The sequence below is a fragment of the Marinobacter sp. CA1 genome (assembly GCF_020546665.1).
Taxonomy (GTDB): Bacteria; Pseudomonadota; Gammaproteobacteria; order Pseudomonadales; family Oleiphilaceae; genus Marinobacter; species Marinobacter xestospongiae.
The window spans coordinates 1,236,427-1,256,869 of the sequence record NZ_CP071785.1 but is presented as its reverse complement, the minus strand read 5'-3'; the positions used below and the strand labels follow the sequence as shown (position 1 = coordinate 1,256,869).

The window sequence follows — 20,443 nt, the reverse complement described above, 5'->3', positions numbered from 1 at the left end:
AAAGGTACTTATGATGACCAATACAAAACTCCTACTTGCCACCACCGCCCTGCTCGCCAGCACCAGCACCCTGGCTGCCGACCTGGACCTGACCGTCTACAACCCGGGCGAGGCAGGCATTTTCCCCGTCACCTCCACGCTGATCACCGGACCGACCGAGGCGATGCTGGTGGATGCCCAGTTCAGCATCACCGAGGGCGACGAACTGGTGGACCTGATTCGCGCCAGTGGCAAAACCCTGACCACCATCTACATCAGCGGTGGTGATCCGGACTTCTATTTCGGGTTGGAGCCACTGGTGGCAGCATTTCCGGACGCCGACGTCATCGCCAGCCCGGTGGTGGTTGCCCACATCAACGCCACCAAGGCAGGCAAGATTGAATACTGGGGACCCAAGCTGGGAGAAGGCGCCCCGGAGCAGGTGATCGTACCTGACGTCAGCGAGCGCACCGAGTTCCTGGTGGACGGCGAGCCGGTGGAGGTTCACCACATCAACACCCACCAGGCCCACCTCTGGTTGCCCGGCGAGGAAACCATCCTTGGTGGTGTGGCGGTGTACGCCGACACCCACGTCTGGACCGCAGACAGCCAGAGTCGCGAAGCCCGTGACCAGTGGCAGGCCGTACTCAATGAAATGATCGAGCGCCAGCCCCGGCAGGTCATTCCCGGCCACTACCTGGGCCAGCGGCCTGACGGGGTGGATGCGGTGGTGTTCACCCGCGACTACCTGCAGAACTTTGAGCAGGCTCTCACCGAGCACGACAGCTCCGATGGCGTCATCAATAAGCTGAAGGCCCGTTATCCGGACTTGCCGGGAGAGGACTCCCTCACCATCAGCGCCAAGGTCAACACCGGCGAGGTAGACTGGTAAACCAGCACCAGCCGGTGCCGGTGCGGGATGCCATGCAACCGTGAACCGACGGGTGGATGGGCCGAACAGAGTCCAGGATGGACAGGGCGTTGCGCAACCGTAAGCTGCATCCACCTGCCGGATTCCCTAGCATGCCGACCTATTGAACGCTGAAATCACCGGAGGTACAGACAATGACGGTAATGGGCATCCGCCTGTCGGTGCGTGAAGTCTTTGCCAGGCTGTTCTCGCTGATGTTCTTTGCGCTGTCCGCAGGCATCGTGATCTCAACCACGGTGACGGTCATCAGCAATCTGGGCAGCGGCCAGGACACCATGCCGATGCTGATACAGGTGATCAACAGCAGCATTATCGCCCTCGCCGTCTACGAACTAGCGATGGTCATTCGCTCCGAATACAGCGGGCCGTCCGGCGCCCACGATGTGGTCACCATGCTGCGACGCACCCTGCCCCGGTTTATCGGCACTGCCTGTGTGGCGATGTCACTGGAGGGACTGATCATGATCATCAAGTACAGTCAGATGGACATGGCGGGCAACCTCTACTACCCGGTGGCGATCATCATCAGCACCGCGTTCCTGCTGGCTGCCCTGGGAGTGTTCCTGAAAATGACGCCGGACCCGGAGGCCCGGCCTGACGGCGCCGGTTAACGACCCATGGCGTAAAACTCGTCGTTGGCACGCATGTTGGCAACGTTTGCCATCCGGTTGGAGAGGCCAAAAAAAGCGGCAATCGCGGCGATGTCCCAAACGTCCTCTTCATCAAAGCCGTGAACCTTGAGCGCCTCGATGTCGGCTTCGGCCACGGCATGGGCCTGCTGGCTTACCTTGAGGGCGAAGTCCAGCATGGCTTTCTGGCGTTCGCTGATGTCGGCCTTGCGGTAGTTCACCGCGACCTGGTCAGCGATCAGCGGGTTCTTCTCGCGAATACGCAGGATGGCACCATGGGCCACCACACAATACTGACACTGGTTGGCGTTGCTGGTGGCCACCACGATCATTTCCCGCTCCCCCTGAGTGAGGTTGCCGGGCTTGTCCATCAGGGCGTCGTGGTAGGCGAAGAAAGCCCGGAACTCGTCCGGACGGCGGGCCAGCACCAGGAAGACGTTGGGCACGAAACCGGCTTTTTCCTGTACCGCCAGGATGCGGTCGCGGATGTCCTGCGGCAGGTCTTCCAGGGTAGGCGTGTCGAAACGGCTGATCGGGGGCATGGACGTCTGAACCATACAGATCTCCTTGAATCGCCGGCAATCGGGAATCGTCCGCTGATTGCTGACGCTTTGTTGTTTTTGGGAGATTCACTGTAATGGCAACCGCCGCAGAACACGAGCATTGCCACGCCCCTGGCGACTCATGCATTGGTCGTATGCACACGGGGATCCGGTTGCGAACTGAACGGTTGCAATTTGCACTCAAAAGAATACGGTCACGAATGCACCATAACAATCCTGCAGGGAGATAAAGGACATGACGAAACAAGGTATCACCGGAGTTGTGCTCGCCTCAGTGCTCGCTTCCACCGCGGCCCATGCGGAACTGGGCTACACCTACGCCGAGGGCGGCCTCGCTATTCTCGATACCGACACCGACGACACTCTGTTCGGGGTGGACGGTCGCGGGTCGTATCAGATCAACCGCAACATCTTTGCCTATGGCGGCCTGAGGTTTCTGTCCGATGACCTCGACTACACCAACTGGTACCTCGGCGGCGCCTATCGTCACGCTGTGGATGCCCGCACCGATGTCTGGGGTGGCGCCAACCTGGAATACCAGGAAGTGGAGGCGGACAACTGCCGAGGCTTCAGCGGCTGCTCCAAAGACGATGTGGCACCGGCCATCCGTGGCGGTATTCGCCATCAGCTGGACGACCGTATCGAGGTGGGAGCCAGTGCCCGCTATGTCTCCGGCGACCTGGATTACTTCGGTCTCACCGGACAGGGGCGCTACAAGATCCAGCGGAATCTGAGCGCAACCGCCGAACTGGACATCCAGGATGGCGAGCTGGGACTGTTTGGCGGCGTCACGCTGTTCTTCTGATCGACCCGCCGTTGCAATTGCCCACCATCCAGGGTGGCCCGGAGCCGATCAGACCGACTCCGGTCCACCCTTGCGCCAGTTACGCCATCCGCCTTAAACTGGTCACCCCTTTCCTGACTGGAGTATGCACGCCAATGAAGTAAGTCCTGCCATCAACCGATTTCTGCAAATCCAGCCCCATGGCTGGCGGTTTGATAGGACAGGCGGCGTGCCTCTTAGCAACAATTCCCGAGTATCCCGTGCCGGTGTGGCCGCCTGTTCCCGATGGACCTGTTTCCTAAGGAAGAACAACGCCCATGCCCACCTCATCCCCCGTAGTCGACCTGATCGGCCTGTCCCATGGCTTTGCCGATCAACAACTGTTTTCGCCCCTCACCTTTACCCTGGCATCCGGCCTGACCGGCCTGGTAGCGGACAATGGCGTCGGTAAATCGGTGCTGCTCAGGCTACTGGCCGGGGCGCTGACTCCCTCCGAGGGCCAAATCCGCTGGCACCGGGATTGGCACTGGGTAGATCAGCAGGCCGCAGTGGCAGGCCCCAGAGTTGCCGAGGCGCTGGGTGTCGGCCCGCTTTTCGACAGCTGGCAACGGCTGGAACACGGCGAAGGCGATGCCGAGGATCTCACCACCCTCGCCGACCGCTGGCACCTGCCGGCGCAGTGGCATCAGCAACTGGCCTTCGCTGGCCTGACCTGCCCATTGGACACCCCCGTAGCGACCCTCAGTGGCGGCCAGAGGAGCCGCCTTGCTCTGTGCGCTGCCTTCGCCCGGCCACAGGCTTTCCTGCTGCTGGATGAACCCACCAATCATCTCGACCAGGCTGGCCGGCTTTGGCTGCGCCAGGCGCTGAAACACCATCCCGGTGGCGCTCTCATCGCCAGCCACAACCGCGCCGTGCTGCGGCAGGTCGAGCAGATTCTGGAGCTCACCCCCCGGGGCCTTCAGGTGTATGGCGGCGACTACGACGACTACCGGGCAGAGCAGGAGCGTCAGCAACAGGCGCTGAGCCAGCGGCTGGAGCAGCTGTCACGCGAACGACGGCAACGCCAGCAGCGACATCAGGCAGCCCTGGAAGCCGCCAGTCGTCGCAGCCGCCAGGGCCGCCGGTTACGACGGGACGGATCGCAAAGCAAACTGCTGCTGGACGCCAGCAAACAGCGAGCCGAGAACAGCCTTTCCGGCCTCAAGGACAGCCACCGACGCCAGCAGTCGGCGCTTACCGAATCGATTCGCGACGCCCGGGCCCAACAGCAGATCCAACCCGACCAGCGCCTGGCCCTGGGCTCAGGCCAGGAGCCCGGTGGCCGTCGGCTGTTCCTGCAGGACCTGGTGCTGAGCCATGGCGACACCACCCCCATCACCCTGAGTGTACGGCAAGGTGAACGCTGGCGCGTTCAGGGCGCCAATGGCAGTGGCAAGTCGACCCTGCTGCAAACCATCGCCGGCCGGCTCGAGCCGGCATCCGGTCAATGCCTGCGTAACGGACGCTGCCTGTACCTGGATCAGCAGCTGTCCATCCTCGACGACCAGGCCACCGCCCTCGACAATCTCCGGCGTTACCAGCCGAACCGCGGGGACAGCGATCTGCGCACCCAGCTCGCCGGCATGAATCTCACTGGCGACCTGGCCCTGACACCTACCGGCCAGCTCAGTGGCGGCCAGCGTCTGAAAGTCGCGCTGCTGATGGTGGCCCCGACCGACGACAGCCCGGCACTGCTGCTCCTGGACGAGCCCGACAACCACCTGGACCTGGCCTCGCAGACCCTATTGGCCAGCACCCTGGCCCACTACCCCGGCGCGCTGCTGTTGGTATCCCACGACGAAGACTTCGTGGCCGCTGTCGGTATCGATCACAGCCTGAAGCTTCAGGACAATCGCAATAGACCATAATAATCGCACGGCTCGTGACGATAGCACTTGCCAAGCCCCGAAAGCTGATTAAACTGTGACCGGTTCAAACTTTGGGGTGCCCCTGAACGTCATGCATCTGATCTCATTTGATATCTTCAGAACCCTCGGTTTTCCTGACACTACGGTGATCAAGCCCGAGCGGTTCCTTGCTCACAAGGAAGAGCTGCGCCAGGCAGACTGGGTGCTGTTTCCGGAATACTGGCAGTTGAACGCCCTGGTGCACGGTCTCAAGTGCCGGGTTTTTCCCAGCGTGGCCAGTTACCGCATTGGCCACGACAAGGTGGAGATGACCCGGGCGTTCGAGACCGTCGCCCCGGCCCACGTGCCCTGGACCCTGATCGAAGCCAACGGCCCCCGGGAACGCCAGGAGGTCTGGGACACCATGCCGTCGCCCTTTGTGGCGAAGCTGCCGCGGGCAAGCATGGGGGAAGGTGTGTGGCTGATAGAAAGTCGCCAGGACTGGCAACGCTACTGCGATCGGACCGACGTCCTCTATGCCCAGGAATATCTGCCGATTGACCGGGACATCCGGGTGGTGGTGGTCGGCAATCGGGTGGTAACCGCCTATTGGCGCCACCAAGCCGACCAGGGCTTCTACAACAACGTTGCCCAGGGCGGTCGCATCGACACCAGCCCGGTTCCCCAGGGCGCCCTGGACCTGGCGTTGCAGCTTGCCCGGGACCTGGAGGTCGACCACGCCGGCTTCGACATCGCCATGGTGGGGGATCACCCGTACGTGCTGGAGTTCAACCGCCTGTTTGGCAACCAGGGCCTAGCCGGTAACGATCGTCTGCGCGATGCCATCCTGAGCTATCTGGAGAGCCGCAGCACCCCACGGGACCCTGACTCACCGGTCGATCCCGAGCCACCGTTGCCGGTGGCGGTTTAGTCTCCTTTAACTCCGGCCACTCACCACCAGCGCCACTCCGGTGACGGAGAGAGCACCGCCGGCCATGGCCAGCAGTCCCAGGCGCTCGTCGAAGGCCCAGTAGGCCTGTAAGGCCGTCACCGGGGGCACCAGATAGAACAGGCTGGCCACCTGATTGGCCGCCCCCTGGCGGATCAGCCACATCAGCAGCAGAATGGCGCCGATGGATACCCCGAACACCAGCCACGCCATCGACAGCTGCAATTGCAGATGCCACTCCACCTCGCGGCTCTCGAAGCCGAAGGCTCCCACGGCAAAAAAGGTGGCGGCAGCGGCATACTGGATCAACGTCCCCGGAACCAGCTCTGCCTGAGCGCCGTAGCGTTTCTGATACACCGTGCCCAGCGAAATACCCACCAGCGACAGCAGGACCCATCCCAGGGTCCACACTGGAAAGGTCTCCATGGCCGCTGCTGCAGGCCCCATTTTTTCCAGGATCACCAAGGCGACACCGGCCAGCCCCAGCCCGAGACCGGCCCACTGCCGCATCGCAATACCTTCCCCCAGCAGGAACACGGCAGCGACGCCCGTCACCAGCGGCTGCAGACCGACGATCAGCGACACCAGACCGGAGGGCATACCGCCCTGAATGGCGTAGTACACCCCACCCAGATAGAACCCATGCACCAGCAGCCCGGTCACCGCCAGATGCCCGGCAACCTGCCAGCCTGGCCAGCGCACCCGGAGCCAGGCGGCCAGAGCAAGCAGCAGCGCCATGGTCAACAACATGCGAATCAGCAACAGGGTAAACGGTTCGGCGTAAGGCAGGCCGTACTTGGCGCCAATGAAGCCGGTGCTCCAGAGCCATACAAATAGGGTCGGGATCAGGTAGGTGTAGAACAGCGACCGCATGGCACGACATCTCCTTGATCGAAACCGCCCACCTTACCCCGGTTGGACGAGCCGCAACAGCCGCGAATGGTCGCAAGCACGCAGATCAATTCCGACAACAGATCTCATTTGATAACGATTATCGATACCTATATGATCCTGCTCCTGACTGACTCCAGCGGCCGGATTAGGCATGAAAGCAACCTCCACCCTCAACCTTGTCGACCTGTTCCAACGACATCGCCGGGAACTTCACATCTTTCTGACCCGCAAACTCCGGGACCGGGAAACAGCGGCGGATTTGACCCAGGAAACCTTTGTGCGGATGGCCGAGCAGCTACAGCAGCGTCCCGAACGTCCGATCACCCACAGCCGCTCCTACCTCTATCGGACAGCCAGCAACCTGGCGGTGGATCATGTGCGCCGGCAACAGCGCAACCCCAATGACGTCTGCGACCCGAATGACTTGCCCGAAATCCGCGACGACCTCCAGGTGCCGGAACGTATGATCGGTGGCCGCCAGCAACTCGACAGAGTGGCCGAGGTCATGACCAGACTGCCGCCGATGACCCGTGAAGTGTTTCACCTGACCCGGGTCCAGGGGCTCAAGTACCGCGAGGCCGCCAGGCAGCTGGGGGTATCGGAAAGCACCGTGCAGAAACATCTGACTGCGGCCCTGGGTACGGTCATGCACCACTTGGGGGAAGAGCGATGAATCACCCGTCCGCTACCGCCGACACCGTGCAGCAGGCAGCCATCGACTGGGCGGTGATCTGTGCCGATGGCAACCTCTCAGCCGCTCAGGCGGCTGACTTCGAGTCCTGGCTGGCTCAGCACCCGTCGCACCCCGACGCCTACGACGACGCCTGTCGGGTGCTACAGTTGATGACAACGGCGGCCACGGAAGCCCTGCCCCCACCGGCAACGGTTACCAACCGCCACACGGTGGTCAAGCCCCGCATCAGCTCACCGGCACTGGCCTTGGCGGCGTGCCTGATACTGGCCATGCTGCTTGGGGTTGGCCTGATGCCAGAACGCTATCAGGCACTGACGGCCGATTACCACACCGAACGGGGGGAAACCCTGCCTCTGACCCTGGCCGATGGCAGCGAGGTAGTGCTCGGCCCGGACTCGGCCATCGATGTGATGCTATCGGCTCAGCAGCGGCGGGTTGAACTCCTCCATGGTGTGGCCTGGTTCCATCCGGCCCCGGCCAAGGATGGGCTGAGACCGCCGTTCGAGGTGGTCGCCGACGACACCGTCACCCGCGCCCTGGGCACCCGATTCGAAGTGGAACGGCTACCGGCCCAGCTGCTGGTCACCGTTACCGAGCATCGGGTCGCCATCGCCAGTCATGGAGAACAGGCGCCGCTGGTACTGTATGCCGGGCAGGCGGTGCGTATTCATCCAGATGGGCTCCGGACACCGGTGCCGGCGGCACAGGCAACCCTTGCCGACTGGCGCCAGGGTACCCTGCGATTCCAGCAGGAACCGCTGAGCCATGTGCTGGCCCGGCTGCAACGGTATTATCCAGGCCAACTGATACTGCTGGGAGACGCCAAGGGGCAACGCCCGATCAGCGGCGTCTTCGACCTGGCACAGCCGGAACAGGCGCTGGCAACCATCACCGACAGCCTCGGTCTGAAACAGCAGTCGCTGACGCCCTGGCTGACCCTGGTGTACTGATGCGCCGGCAGGGTCGAGGCTGGCTGCTCCCAGTCTGCCTGATCGCGGCGTTGGCTGGCGTTGGTCAGGCCGGAGCGGTTACCGACCACAGTCCAGGCAACCACACTCAGGAACTGAGCATCCCCGCCCAGCCGTTACCCGCGGCGCTGCTGGAACTGGCAGAGCAGGCCGGACTGCAACTGGTCTATGACGCCAACCTGGTCCCCAATCAGCCGGCACCGTCACTGATCGGGGCCTACACCCTGGCTAGGGCCTTTGAAGTCCTGCTGGCGGACACCGGCCTGCACACACTTTTCCAGAGTCATCGGCGGGTGCAACTGGCGCCTGATCCTGCTCCAGTGCAACCGCTGCCCACCCTGGTGGTCAGTGCAAGCGGCTACGAGCAGTCGCTTCAGCAGGCTCCCGCCGCCATCACCGTGATTGACCGCGAACAGCTGATGACCCAACCCTTCCGCTCGCTGCAGGATGCCCTGACCGGCATCCCCGGCGTCAGCATCGCCGGCGGTCGTCACCAGGAAGGAAGCGGCGTATCCATTCGCGGGATGGAGTCGGATCAGACGCTGATCCTGGTGGACGGACGTCGGATCAGTTCGGCAGAAGCCAATCCCCGCGGCGGCGGCAATGACCTGGAGAGTCACTGGATTCCTCCGGTGGCCGCCATCGAGCGGATTGAGGTCATCCGGGGGCCGATGTCGTCACTGTATGGTGCCGACGCGGTTGGCGGCGTGATCAACGTAATCACCCGTGCCGTGGCCAGCGACTGGTCGAGCAGTCTGGTCCTTGGCCACACCTCCGCGCTGGTGGGCCAGCAGGGCAATGCCCATCAAGGCAGCGCCTACGTATCCGGTCCGCTGCTGCCTGACCGGCTGGGGCTGCAGCTCTGGGGTAGCCAACAACAGCGCCAGGAGGATGCCTTTGAGAACGGCGCCCAGCAGGGCCGCCAGCAGCAACTCACCGGCCGGCTGTGGCTGGAAACCTCCGGCCATCAGCGCTGGATGCTGGAGCTGGGACAGGCCCGGCAACACTACGCCCGTCATGCCAATGCCAGCGGTGCGGGCAAGAACCGCCGTCGCCACTACCGTCGACGCAGCTGGGCCCTTGCCCACCAGGGCCAGTGGCAGACGCTGGATACCCGCCTCCAGCTCTACCGCGAACACACCTCACGGCGGGCCCCGCTGTTCCAGCGCTACCTGCCAACCAGCGTCACCCATACCATCGCGGATGGCCAGCTCACCGCCTATTTCAGATCGCATACCACCACCCTGGGATACCAGAGGCAGGACACCACCTCCAGCAAAGCCGATTTTCGCAACCTGCAGGTGCCGGACAGCCTCTGGGGCACCCGCTCCGTCAACCAACAGGCCTGGTTTGTGGAAGACGAGTGGCGCTTCGCTCCCCGGTTCACTCTCACCACCGGCGTGCGACTCAGTGACCACCAGATCTACGGCCTGCACTGGAGCCCTCGCAGTTACCTCAACTGGCGCCCCGCGCCCCACTGGACGCTAAAAGGTGGCATCGGCACCGGGTTCAAGGCGCCACAGCTGCGGGAAATGGATGCCTCCAGCGGAGCCCCCCAGGCTCGGGGCGCCATCCTTGCGCTGGGCAATCCGGAGCTTTCACCGGAGCAAAGTGTCAACACTGAGCTCGGCGTCTACTACCAGCGGCCGGGGCTCAACGTCAGTGCGACCGCGTTCCACAGCGATTTTCGCAACAAAATCATTAACACCGCTTCCCACCGGTTCCACAACAGCGACGGCCACCCCATCGCCGTACCGGCACTGACCTGCCAGCCCAGTGACCCGGCCACCCGGGATTGCCCGGCCTGGGGCACCTGGCTCAACCTCCCCGGCGCCCGGGTCCAGGGTCTGGAGCTGCAGGGCCACTGGTCCCCCGATCAGCGGCTGACCGCCAGCCTCAGCTACACCTACACCGACTCCTGGCTGCGCAGTGGTCACCTACACGTCACAACCCCCGCTGGCGAGCGCCTGCCGTTCCAGCCAGCCAACGTACTGGCACTGGCCGGTGAGCCCCTGGCCGCGGTTCCTGCCCACCAGGCCTGGCTGAGACTGGCCGGCCCGCTCAGCGAACATCATCCGTTACGGGGCCACCTGCAAGCGAGCTATCAGAGCGATGTGGCGGCGGTCAGCTTTGGTCAGGGCAACCAGGTCCGGGTTCAGCCGGCGTCACTGACCACGGTGGACCTCGGCCTGTCCTGGTCACCGTCCAGCGCCGTGACCGTCAACGCCGGCCTGGACAACCTGTTTGACCAACGCCGGTTCCGGCTGGACCGGGTCGACGATCCTCGCCGGTACCAATACCCCGACCCGGGCCGCCGGCTATGGTTGGGGCTGACGGCGGAGTTTTAGCGAGCCGCTGATTAACTCCGGAACACCTCTGGCCTGCAGATCAGCATTTTTTATTACGCGCATTAAAACCCAATACGTCTCACTTACAGATGCGAACAGCACTCGATACAGATTGCTTAACCCTGTCTGACCATTAAGGAGACGCCTGCATGACCCCAGCCCGCGCTATCAGACCGCTTCGCGGCCGCCTGGCCACCGCCATCGCCCTCACCAGCCTCAGTGCAGCCGCACAGGCCAATACCACCAGCCTGCCAACCCTGGTGGTTACGGCCAGTGGCTACGAACAGGAAGTCGCCGAAGCCCCTGCGTCGATCTCGGTCATCAGCCGGGAAGAGCTGGAGTCCCGGGCCTATCGCGACGTCACCGACGCCCTGCAGGATATTCCAGGCGTCGGCATTGAAGGCGGCCCGGGCGGCAAGGCCACGACCGCCGAGGTTTCGATTCGCGGCATGGATTCCCAGTACACCCTGATCATGGTGGATGGCCGCGCCCAAGGCTCGGGCCAGGGCTACTACAACGGCGAAGGCGGAGGCGCCGAGTTTGGCTGGCTGCCTCCGCTGTCTGCGATTGAGCGAATTGAGGTCATCCGGGGCCCCATGTCGTCACTGCACGGCTCGGACGCCCTCGGCGGTGTCATCAACATCATCACCCGCAAGGTGCCAGGGCAATGGCGCGGCAGCCTCACGCTCGACACGGTGATTCAGGGCAATTCGGCATCTGGCGATCGCCGCGAACTGCGCTATTACCTGGGCGGACCGCTGGTCGCGGACACCCTGGCGCTGACGGTGTACGGTTCCCGGTTCCAGCGGGATGAAGATGAGATCGCCAACGGTTACCGTGAGCGTGACAAGGAGGACACCACCGGCAAACTGACCTGGACACCGTCGGCAGACCAGGCGGTCACGCTGGAGGCCGGCTATGGCAAGCAGCAGTCCGAAGGCACCGAGGCCGGTGTTGGCCGGGCTTCTGACAAGGTGCTCTACCGGCACCACCAGTCCTTCAGCCACGAGCTGCACTGGGGCAGCAATGAGACCCAGAGCTATGTGCAACGGGAAACCCTCGACAACCAGACCCAAAATGCCGTGTACGAACGGGTAACGGTGGACACCCGCACCAATCTGCCGTTCAACAGCCATCAACTGACGGTGGGGGCCCAGTACCGTACCCAGGAAACCGAGAACCCGAGCCGTGCCAAACTCAAGGCCAATCTGCAACGTTGGGACGCCGCGCTGTTTGCCGAAGACGAGTGGTTCCTCAGCGACGACTTTTCCCTCACCGGGGGCGCACGCTGGGTCAAGGACGAAAACTACGGTAACGAACTCACGCCGAGGCTGTACGGTGTTTACCGGTTGGCACCGGAGTGGACCGTCAAGGGCGGAATCAGCACAGGTTATCGCACACCCGATCTCAAGGAAGGGGATTCCCGGTGGGTGGAAGGTGGCGGAGGTCCACGGGTCGACGGCGCCGATGTCGGCAACTCCGACCTGAAGCCGGAAACCAGCCTCAACTACGAAGCGGGCGTGGCCTGGGACCTGACCAATGGATTCTCCGGCAGCCTGACGACCTATTTCACCCAGTTCGACGACAAGATCGAAAAGCCGTTGATCTGTGAGGAAAGCGCCCCCCAGGCCTACGACTGCAGCTATCTGGGCACCGACTACCAGAAGGTCTACCAGTACCAGAACGTAGAGGAAGCCGAACTCAAGGGTGTGGAACTGACACTGGGGTATCGCCTCGGTGCCGTGCAGGCCAGCGCCAACTACACCTTTGCCGACAGCGAGCAGAAGACCGGCGCCAATGCCGGCATTGCCCTGAACAACCAGCCACGGCACCGGGCCAACCTGGGTCTGGACTGGCAGGCCACAGCGGCGCTGAACGTTTGGGGCAAGGTAAAATACAAAGGTGAAACCCTGGAGACCGTCGGCCGTCGCGGCGTTAACCAGTACCCCTCCTACACCTTCGTCGACACCGGGCTGAACTTCCAGTGGGGCCGCCACGCCCAGTTCTACGCCGGGGTCTACAACCTGTTCGACAAGGAAATCCGCTACGATGAATACAGCAAGGTGCTGGACGGTCGCCGCTACAACGCCGGGGTGGTGTTCAGTTTCTGACATCCCCTGACCAACGACGCAGGAGAGCCGTTTCGGAGTCGGTACCGTATGCTGGGGGCACGTTCATAGTCAGGAGACCGTTATGTCTGCCCCCATTCTCATCACTGGTGCCGGCCAACGCATAGGGCTGGCCTTTGCGCACCACTGTCTGGCCCAGGGTCAGCCAGTGGTGGTCAGTTACCGCAGCTACCGTCCGGCGGTGGATGCCCTGCAGAAAGCCGGCGCCGAGTGCCTGGCGGCAGATTTCAGCAGCGACGCCGGCGTTGACGATTTTATCGATCAGGTAAGAGCCCGCAGCAACGGCTTACGGGCCATTATCCACAATGCTTCGGACTGGTTGCCCGAGACTCCTGAGCGCTCCGCGACCGAGACCATGCAGACGATGATGCAGGTTCACGCCATGGCGCCCTATCGCATCAACCTGGCGCTGCAGAACCTGCTGACCTCCGGCGATGGCCCCAGGGACATCATCCACATGACAGATTATGTGGTGGAGAAAGGCAGCGCCAAACACATCGCCTACGCCGCCAGCAAGGCGGCCCTGGCCAATCTGACGCTGTCCTTTGCCCGCCTGCTGGCGCCCCGGGTCAAGGTCAACAGCGTGGCGCCGTCACTGATCTGCTTCAATGCCGGCGATGATGCCGCCTATCGCCAGAAAGCACTGGGCAAGTCATTGCTGCAGATGGAGCCCGGTGAAGCAGTCGCGGTGCAAACGCTGCAGTTTATCCTCGACAACCCCTACCTCACCGGCCGCACCCTGGCCCTGGATGGCGGTCGCCACCTGGCCTGAGCACGGGGCAGAGAAGCCGCCAATCACGCCAGAATGGCGTCCGGCGATTCTGGCAGGATCTGGCCACCGTCCACCACAATCTGCTGACCGGTGATGTAGCGGGCTTCCGACGACGCCAGGAAACAGGCCGCGTGACCGATGTCCTCCGGGGTACCCAGCTGGTGGGTGGGCACCGCTGCGTGCATCTGCGCCAGGTAGCTTTCACCCTGGGCCTGCAGACCCTCGGTCAGCACATTGCCCGGCATTACGGCATTTATGGTGATGCCGTCCTTTGCCACTTCCAGGGCGGCGCTGCGCATGAAGCCCAGCTGACCGGCCTTGCTGGCGCCGTAGTGACTCCAGCCCGGAAAGCCGGTGATCGGCCCGGTGATGGAGGAGGTTATCACCACCCGACCGTAGCGCTGCTGGCGCATCGGCACCAGGGCGGCCTGGACGATCTGGAACATGCCCTTGAGGTTGACCGACTGGACCTGGTCCCAGTCGTCGCCGGTCATCTCAGCCAGCGACGCCTGGGGGAAAATGCCGGTGTTGGAGCACAGAATGTCCAGCCGTCCAAGGCGCTCCGTCACCGCCGCTACCGCCTGCTGGCAGTTGGCCGCGTCGGTGACATCCAGGCAGACAAACTGCCCGCCGAGCTCCCGCGCGACCTGTTCACCGGCCTCCCGGTCGATATCGCCGATCACCACCATCGCACCCGCTTCATGCAGTACGCTGGCAATGCCGCGACCAATGCCGTGAGCACCACCAGTGACCAGAGCCACCTGTCCATCCAGCCTGAACATACCCTTACCTCCTGATTCTGTTTCTGTGAGCCGTTACAGCTATCATCTACATCGCCTTTGGCGGGCGACACGTCCTGTGTGCCTGCGTATATGGGGGTCAGGGTATCAGCCCGGAAAGGCAGCTGATTGACCCCGATCAACGCCCGCGCCCGAAGCAGGCGTTTTGTGATACTTCACCAAGCCATCGTGACGCCCTGTTTGAGAAACCGCCGTCGCCGCTCACGGCCCGGTGCATGGCAAAAACTGGAATCCAGATCGCTTACTCTGACTGGCCGACACGTTATACTGTCGGCCAGTCACGGCGGGTGGCGGCGGACCAGATCTTCCGCATCGGTATTGATCCGCCAATCAAACGTAGAGGATGTCCAGCGCATTACCATGACCAGCAATCGCGGCCTGCTGGCCCAACTCCCGGCCACCCTGATGCTGGTGGTCTCGATGATGATGACCACCACCGCCCTGGCAGACAGTGTTCGCCGCATCGTCCACCCGGACGGTTCAGTGGAGTTCACCAACGTCCGCGGCAGCCAGGAACGCAAGGCCTCAACCCGCAGTGAGGTGGTCTACCGCTATCAGGACCAGAACGGCGTGGTGTCGTTCAGTGGCGAACGCCCCGAAGCGGCCAGCTACGACGTTATCCGCTTCCACTGCTTCGCGTGCAACCCGTCCTCGACGGTGAACTGGCTGACCACGCCGCTGTATCGCTCCCCCTACCAGCAGGAAATCCGGGCCGCCGCCCGGGAGCACGACGTAGATCCCGCCCTGGTGCGGGCCGTCATTCACGCCGAGTCCGCCTTCAATCCCAAAGCCCTGTCCCCCAAAGGCGCCCAGGGGCTGATGCAGCTGATGCCGGGCACCGCCCGGGATCTGGAGGTTGGCAACGCGATGGACGCGGCCGAAAACATCCGTGGCGGTGTGCAATACCTGGCGTGGATGCTGAAGCGGTTTGATGACGACGTTACCCTGGCAACGGCCGCCTACAACGCCGGCCCAGGCGCGGTGGAGCGTTACGGCGGCATTCCGCCCTATGCCGAAACCCAGGCTTATGTCGAGCGGGTCGGTATCCTCCATCGCCGCTACGGTGGGTTCTAGAGAACCACCTCCCTACCCTTCTTCCCGCGAACCATAACGGTGACGCAACGACGCTGGCACCTGGGCCAGCAGCCGCTGTACCAGAACCTTCATGGCATGATCGATTGGCGTGGTATCCAGACCCGGCTCCATCGTCGCCAACAGATGCGCCACCGCTTCCGCCGTGGCCAGGTAGCCCGGGCCAGGCGCCTTGCGGATGATGTAACGGGATGGCGGCGGGGCGACGAGATGGTAGCTTGGCAGGGCCTTCAGCGCCGGATTCAGGTGCACCAGTTTCGCAGCCTTGCGCCAGGTGCCGTCGAGCACGATCCAGTGCCTGATATCACTCGGTGGCGCGCTTTCCAGGGGACGGCTATCAGGGCCGGGAAACAACAGCCCGACGCCAGAACCAAGGCTGTCGGTATCAACCCCGCCCCGGGCCAGCTCCACGGGTGATTCGCCAATACAGATGCGGCAGGACTGCAGACACTGCGCCAGCACCCTTACCGTGCCCTTGGCACGACAAACTTCCGAGGGATGCTGCAGGATGGTGATGGCTGTCTGGTTGGCGACCGGCCGGCAGGCGTCGCAAACGCACAGGCGGGTATGCAGGCCACAAAGGTCACACAGGGTTCGCGACATGGTGCCGGGCCGTCAGGAGTCTCAAGGCTTGGTGCCGTTGTTGATGTAACGCTGGGTAAAATCGGCAATGTACTCCTGCACCCGACCCTCACCCCGCATTCGAACCAGCGCATCGGCAAACGCCTCCCGCAATTCCGGGGTGTTGCAGCGGGAACGCTTGGAAAAGGCGATATAGAGATTCTCGACGCTGACAAACAGCCCAGACGGCTGGAAATCCTCCAACTCCCCCTTGCTCGCCAGTTTGACCTTGCCCTGCAACGCCTCATAGAGCACGTAATCGACCCGGCCCATGAGAGCCATCTTGAAGGCCTGCTCAATCGAGCGGACCCCTTCTATTCGCAGGTTCGCTTCCGCGTAGGCATCGAAGGCCTGGCCAAAACTGTTGCCAAACAGCGTGGCACCGGTGCGCCCCTTGAGATCGGACCACCTGCGATAATCGAACACTTCGCCCCGGGGCATCCACACCACCGTGGGAATCGGAGCCAGCGAGGGCAACACATAGTCCAGGTACTGCTGACGTTCGTCGGTCAGAAAGGCGCCCGCCACCAGATCAATGCGGCCGGTGCGAGCAGACTCCAGGGTGCGGGACCAGGGGCCGACGTGACGCACCTGGACACGAATGCCCAGCTCGGCAAACAGATCCTCCAGAACCGCCGGCACCGCTCCGATGACCCGATCCGGCTCGGCAGGATCACGCCACAGAAACGGCGGATATTCCGAGTTACCCGCCACCAGCAGTTCATCACAGGCCGGAGCTTCCTGGGCTTTGGCCGTCGAGGTCAGCACGAGCCCGCACGCCAACAGCCAGAGAAAAGCACATCGTCTCTTCAACCAACGGTCAAGAAGCATCGTTATCTCTGATGGCATGGTCTATCCAGTTCAAGCGGCTGAGTGTCAGGGTATCAAGCGGGCAGGTGCGCCCTGCTTACCGCAACCCTGGCGGCCTGTTTGGCGAGGCAATTGTCCCAAACTATAGCAACTTACAGCAATTGTGAAATATCGATGTGTACAACCCGTCCGCACGGAAGTAAAAACATTCATACTCTCTCGTCACTCCTGACTTTAGAAGCTTGGCATTTCACTTCCAACAGCATTCCTGACAGATATCAATTCTGCTTCCGGTTCCAAGTTGCATAGAAACCTACTCTGGTAACGTGGCTGTGGATGAGAGAACTAAGGAGAATGAGCGATGAAAGGAATACGGCTGTCTCAACTTGGGCTGGCACTCGGCATTGGTCTGGCCACCTCAGCCCAGGGGGCGGACCTGATGACACGGGCGCAGCACACGTTCGATCCGGTACCGCAGTATCCTGCCAGTCTCGATGGCAATGAACTGACCGAGGCCAAGGTGGCGCTGGGGAAAATGCTGTTCTTCGAACCGCGGCTGTCTGCCAGCCACCTGATCAGCTGTAACACCTGTCACAACGTGGGCATGGGTGGACACGACTACCTGCCCACATCCATTGGCCACGGATGGCAGAAAGGTCCCCGCAACTCGCCCACCGTGTTCAATGCGGTGTTCAATGCCGCCCAGTTCTGGGATGGCCGGGCCGCCGATCTGGCGGAGCAGGCCAAAGGCCCGGTTCAGGCTGGGGTGGAAATGAGCAGCACCCCGGAGCGGGTGGTTGCAACCCTCAACAGTATGCCAGAGTACCAGCAGCGCTTCGAAGACGCGTTTCCGGGTGACCAGGCGCCGGTGACCTTTGACAACATGGCCACGGCCATTGAGGCGTTCGAGGCCACCCTCACCACCCCCAACGCCCGCTTTGACCAATACCTCAGGGGCGATCAGAGCGCGCTCAATGAACAGGAACAAGAGGGCCTGGCGCTGTTCATGGACCGGGGCTGCGCAGCCTGCCACGACGGTGTCAATCTCGGCGGCCAGTCCTACTTCCCGTTTGGTCTGGTCACCAAACCCGGCGGCGATATCCTGCCCCAGGGCGACAAGGGGCGCTTTGCGGTGACCGAGACCGCCTCGGACGAATACGTGTTCCGTGCGGCTCCGTTAAGAAACATTGCCCTGACCGCGCCCTACTTCCATTCCGGAGCCGTTTGGGATCTGGAAGAAGCCGTCAGCGTGATGGGGACCGCCCAACTGGGCACGAAACTGGAACCAAACGAAGTTGAGGCCATTGTCGCCTTTCTGGGAACCCTGACCGGGGATGTACCGAAGATCGAGTACCCGGTGTTACCCGTCAGCACGGACACCACCCCGAAACCCGATCCGATGGTGCCCTGATCGGTAAAACAGAGGGCTGCCTGAGTTCTTTTACTGCTACTGCCCGGAATAACACGCCGGCCTTTCAGACCCTGTGCTATTCCGGCTCGCCCTCCTTTGGCATCACGCGGATGGCGCGTTTCCGCCGCCGTTTCTGGCCATACATGCGCCGGTCTGCAACATCCAGCAATACATCAATCTCACGACCATCGTCCGGATAGACCGCACCACCGATACTGGCCCTTATCGGCAGAGTCAGGCCTCGGAAATGGCTGGGCTGGCACAGGGCATCCCGGAGGCGGTCAATCACCGGTTCCAGGTTGCAGTCCGCCGCCAGCGGGGATAAGACGGCAGCAAACTCGTCACCGCCGATACGGGCAATGGTATCGGTATCCCTCGCGGCCTGATGACAACGCTCAGCAAATGTACGGATCAGGGCATCGCCCACCTGGTGGCCATGACGGTCATTGACTACTTTAAGATCATCCAGGTCGATCACTAATACCCCCAGCGGTTCTTCCGACCGTAGACACTGGATCAGCTTGTTACGAAGACGGTCCATGAACAGGGAGCGGTTGGCAAGGCCCGTCAAGTCGTCATGAGTGGCCCTATAAAAAAGTTCGTCGCGGTCGTACTTGCCAGCAAAATACATCGCCGAGGCCACCAGATCCGACAGCAGCACCAGCAGTTGGATGTCGGCGGCCGCAAACTGGTTGGGTTCGGAGGACAGGGCCTTGAGCACACCGATCACATCGCCGTCATGTTTCAGCGGGACCAGCACCATTGACCGCAAGCCGACCTTGCGGCAGGCGGCGCGGTCCACCCGTTCGTCGGTTTCCGAATCATTGCTCAGGAGGGCCCGGCCGGTGCGGGCGCACAGACCAGAGATGCTGGCGTCCTGCTGAAGCCGGAGGCCCAGGTAGGGCTTGGCCGCACCTGAGGCGGCGCGATACACCATTTCACCGTTCTCAAGCAGTTCTATAACGGCGCCATCGGCCTCAACCAGCTCCAGAGTGCGGTCGACCACCAGACTCATGACTTCACCGAGATTAGGCCCCAGTCGGACCACATCGGTCTGCAGCTGGATTACGTCATTCAACTGGTCTGGCGTTGGCATGTCGCACCTCGCGGCAATGGACGGCTCAAGGCGACAACCTACCAACCTCCCTGTCGCCGGGCATCCTGCACCAGACCCGGTGTGCCGAAACGAGCGAAGCGTTACCTTCAGCCTAATCCGCAAGACAAGATTTGTAAAAAACTACAGAGTCTCACCCTATTTACTCCGCAGAAAGCTGGCGAACAAAAGCCTCCAGTGCCCTACTTGGCTCGTCCCGCCACACCAGGTGGGTCCGATTGCGGGCCAGCGCCGGCGGCAGGCGGTGGCGCTGCACCTGCGCTCCCAGGGATGCCTGATCCAGCACCGATTCAGGCACAAAGGCTGCGCCAGCACCAGCCGCAACGCAGGCGACAATGGCGTGGTAGGACCCAAGATCCAGAAACCGCCTCGGCGACACTCCACCTGCTGCCAGCCAGTCCACCAGACAACGACGGTAGGAACAGCCATGGGGAAAGGCCACCACCGCCGCAGCCCCCAGATCCTCTGGTCGCGCTACCGGCGGATGGTCGCGGGCGGTGATCAATACCAGGTTTTCGGTGAACACCGGGTGGACGGTCAACCCGGTGCTGTCGAAAGGCTCAGACACAAACGCCGCTTCAATCTCACGATGCCGCAGCCATTCCAGCAAGGTACCGGTGCTGCCGGTGCGCAACTCCACAGCGATATCGCCATGTTCACGATGGAAGGTCGACAGCCGCGACGGCAATCGCACCGCCGCGGCGCTTTCCAGGGAGCCCAGCCGAAGCTGCCCACTGACCGCCCCGCCCAACATCGAGCGCTCGGCCTCCTCGGCCAGCTTCAACAGGTGGTCAGCATGACCCAGCAGCTTGTGACCGGACTCAGTCAGCACCAGACCACGGCCCTGGCGCCGGAACAGCTTCTGGCCCAACCGCTCCTCGAAGCGGCGTACGCGGGTGGTGATGTTGGATGGTACCCGGTTCAGGGTTTCCGCCGCCCGCACCACACCGCCACCACGGGCGACTGTCTGGACAATGAGCAGGTCTTCCAGGGTTATAATTCTCATTTTGAGAACGCTCACAACAATTAATTCAATTTTATAGTATCGATAATTGACGTCTAATGG

General features: G+C 62.5%; 19 protein-coding genes. 12 read left to right on the top strand and 7 right to left on the bottom strand.

The window, feature by feature from the left end:
• Nucleotides 1-13 precede the first annotated feature (13 nt).
• Together J2887_RS05850 and J2887_RS05845 are read left to right on the top strand one after the other, a co-directional pair.
• Complete coding sequence (locus tag J2887_RS05850) at nucleotides 14-871, top strand: Vmh family MBL fold metallo-hydrolase (RefSeq protein WP_227174951.1); 858 nt, start codon at nucleotides 14-16, stop codon at nucleotides 869-871.
• Between the two features lie 173 nt (nucleotides 872-1,044).
• Nucleotides 1,045-1,521, top strand: coding sequence for a hypothetical protein (locus J2887_RS05845; RefSeq protein ID WP_227174948.1), 477 nt, complete (start codon nucleotides 1,045-1,047; stop codon nucleotides 1,519-1,521).
• Here J2887_RS05845 and J2887_RS05840 read toward each other — a convergent pair.
• The gene (locus J2887_RS05840) at nucleotides 1,518-2,096 is read right to left on the bottom strand and encodes a peroxidase-related enzyme (RefSeq protein ID WP_227174946.1); all 579 of its coding nucleotides are present in this window, start codon (nucleotides 2,094-2,096) and stop codon (nucleotides 1,518-1,520) included. The genes J2887_RS05845 and J2887_RS05840 overlap by 4 nt on opposite strands.
• A 241-nt stretch (nucleotides 2,097-2,337) precedes the next feature.
• On the opposite strand from J2887_RS05840, the gene J2887_RS05835 reads away from it, so the two are divergent.
• The 3 genes from J2887_RS05835 (at nucleotide 2,338) to J2887_RS05825 (ending at nucleotide 5,706) form a co-directional block, all read left to right on the top strand.
• Complete coding sequence (locus J2887_RS05835; RefSeq protein ID WP_227174943.1) at nucleotides 2,338-2,907, top strand: outer membrane beta-barrel protein; 570 nt, start codon at nucleotides 2,338-2,340, stop codon at nucleotides 2,905-2,907.
• Nucleotides 2,908-3,203: 296 nt separating this feature from the next.
• Nucleotides 3,204-4,796 carry an ATP-binding cassette domain-containing protein gene (locus J2887_RS05830; protein WP_227174941.1) on the top strand — a complete coding sequence of 531 codons (1,593 nt, stop codon included), beginning with the start codon at nucleotides 3,204-3,206 and terminating at the stop codon, nucleotides 4,794-4,796.
• A 91-nt stretch (nucleotides 4,797-4,887) separates the two neighbouring features.
• Nucleotides 4,888-5,706 (top strand): ATP-grasp domain-containing protein, encoded by an 819-nt coding sequence (locus J2887_RS05825; RefSeq protein ID WP_227176057.1) that lies wholly within the window; start codon nucleotides 4,888-4,890, stop codon nucleotides 5,704-5,706.
• A gap of 6 nt (nucleotides 5,707-5,712) precedes the next feature.
• Here the strand turns inward: J2887_RS05825 and J2887_RS05820 are convergent, their stop codons facing one another.
• Nucleotides 5,713-6,597, bottom strand: a complete 885-nt coding sequence (locus J2887_RS05820; protein ID WP_227174939.1) for a DMT family transporter — start codon at nucleotides 6,595-6,597, stop codon at nucleotides 5,713-5,715.
• 172 nt (nucleotides 6,598-6,769) lie between these two features.
• On the opposite strand from J2887_RS05820, the gene J2887_RS05815 reads away from it, so the two are divergent.
• The 5 genes from J2887_RS05815 (at nucleotide 6,770) to folM (ending at nucleotide 13,529) form a co-directional block, all read left to right on the top strand.
• Entirely contained in the window at nucleotides 6,770-7,291 is a 522-nt protein-coding gene (locus tag J2887_RS05815; RefSeq protein ID WP_227174937.1) for an RNA polymerase sigma factor, read from the top strand.
• Nucleotides 7,288-8,262 (top strand): FecR family protein, encoded by a 975-nt coding sequence (locus tag J2887_RS05810; protein WP_227174934.1) that lies wholly within the window; start codon nucleotides 7,288-7,290, stop codon nucleotides 8,260-8,262. Before J2887_RS05815 ends, J2887_RS05810 begins: the two co-directional genes overlap by 4 nt.
• Nucleotides 8,262-10,628: a TonB-dependent receptor domain-containing protein gene (locus J2887_RS05805; protein ID WP_227174930.1), complete on the top strand. Its 2,367-nt coding sequence runs from the start codon at nucleotides 8,262-8,264 to the stop codon at nucleotides 10,626-10,628. The genes J2887_RS05810 and J2887_RS05805 overlap by 1 nt, the downstream gene beginning before the upstream one ends.
• A gap of 149 nt (nucleotides 10,629-10,777) precedes the next feature.
• Entirely contained in the window at nucleotides 10,778-12,739 is a 1,962-nt protein-coding gene (locus tag J2887_RS05800; RefSeq protein ID WP_227174925.1) for a TonB-dependent receptor domain-containing protein, read from the top strand.
• Nucleotides 12,740-12,821: 82 nt separating this feature from the next.
• Complete coding sequence (gene folM / locus J2887_RS05795) at nucleotides 12,822-13,529, top strand: dihydromonapterin reductase (protein WP_227174916.1); 708 nt, start codon at nucleotides 12,822-12,824, stop codon at nucleotides 13,527-13,529.
• Between the two features lie 23 nt (nucleotides 13,530-13,552).
• Here the strand turns inward: folM and fabG are convergent, their stop codons facing one another.
• Nucleotides 13,553-14,311, bottom strand: a complete 759-nt coding sequence (fabG, locus tag J2887_RS05790; protein ID WP_227174914.1) for a 3-oxoacyl-ACP reductase FabG — start codon at nucleotides 14,309-14,311, stop codon at nucleotides 13,553-13,555.
• 378 nt (nucleotides 14,312-14,689) lie between these two features.
• Here fabG and J2887_RS05785 point away from each other — a divergent pair, with 378 nt between their 5' ends.
• The gene (locus J2887_RS05785; RefSeq protein ID WP_416381888.1) at nucleotides 14,690-15,403 is read left to right on the top strand and encodes a lytic transglycosylase domain-containing protein; all 714 of its coding nucleotides are present in this window, start codon (nucleotides 14,690-14,692) and stop codon (nucleotides 15,401-15,403) included.
• 12 nt (nucleotides 15,404-15,415) lie between these two features.
• On the opposite strand, the gene J2887_RS05780 is transcribed toward J2887_RS05785, so the two are convergent.
• Nucleotides 15,416-16,024 (bottom strand): tRNA-uridine aminocarboxypropyltransferase, encoded by a 609-nt coding sequence (locus J2887_RS05780; protein WP_227174912.1) that lies wholly within the window; start codon nucleotides 16,022-16,024, stop codon nucleotides 15,416-15,418.
• A 21-nt stretch (nucleotides 16,025-16,045) separates the two neighbouring features.
• A complete protein-coding gene (locus J2887_RS05775) occupies nucleotides 16,046-16,810 on the bottom strand; it encodes a substrate-binding periplasmic protein (RefSeq protein WP_227174910.1) in 765 nt (254 codons plus the stop codon).
• A gap of 403 nt (nucleotides 16,811-17,213) precedes the next feature.
• Between J2887_RS05775 and J2887_RS05770 the strand changes: the two genes are divergently transcribed.
• On the top strand, nucleotides 17,214-18,263 hold the full coding sequence (locus tag J2887_RS05770) for a cytochrome-c peroxidase (RefSeq protein ID WP_227174906.1): 1,050 nt from the start codon (nucleotides 17,214-17,216) through the stop codon (nucleotides 18,261-18,263).
• Between the two features lie 76 nt (nucleotides 18,264-18,339).
• Here the strand turns inward: J2887_RS05770 and J2887_RS05765 are convergent, their stop codons facing one another.
• Together J2887_RS05765 and J2887_RS05760 are read right to left on the bottom strand one after the other, a co-directional pair.
• Nucleotides 18,340-19,359, bottom strand: a complete 1,020-nt coding sequence (locus J2887_RS05765; protein ID WP_227174902.1) for a sensor domain-containing diguanylate cyclase — start codon at nucleotides 19,357-19,359, stop codon at nucleotides 18,340-18,342.
• 160 nt (nucleotides 19,360-19,519) lie between these two features.
• Nucleotides 19,520-20,383, bottom strand: a complete 864-nt coding sequence (locus tag J2887_RS05760; RefSeq protein ID WP_227174898.1) for a LysR substrate-binding domain-containing protein — start codon at nucleotides 20,381-20,383, stop codon at nucleotides 19,520-19,522.
• Between the last annotated feature and the right edge of the window lie 60 nt (nucleotides 20,384-20,443).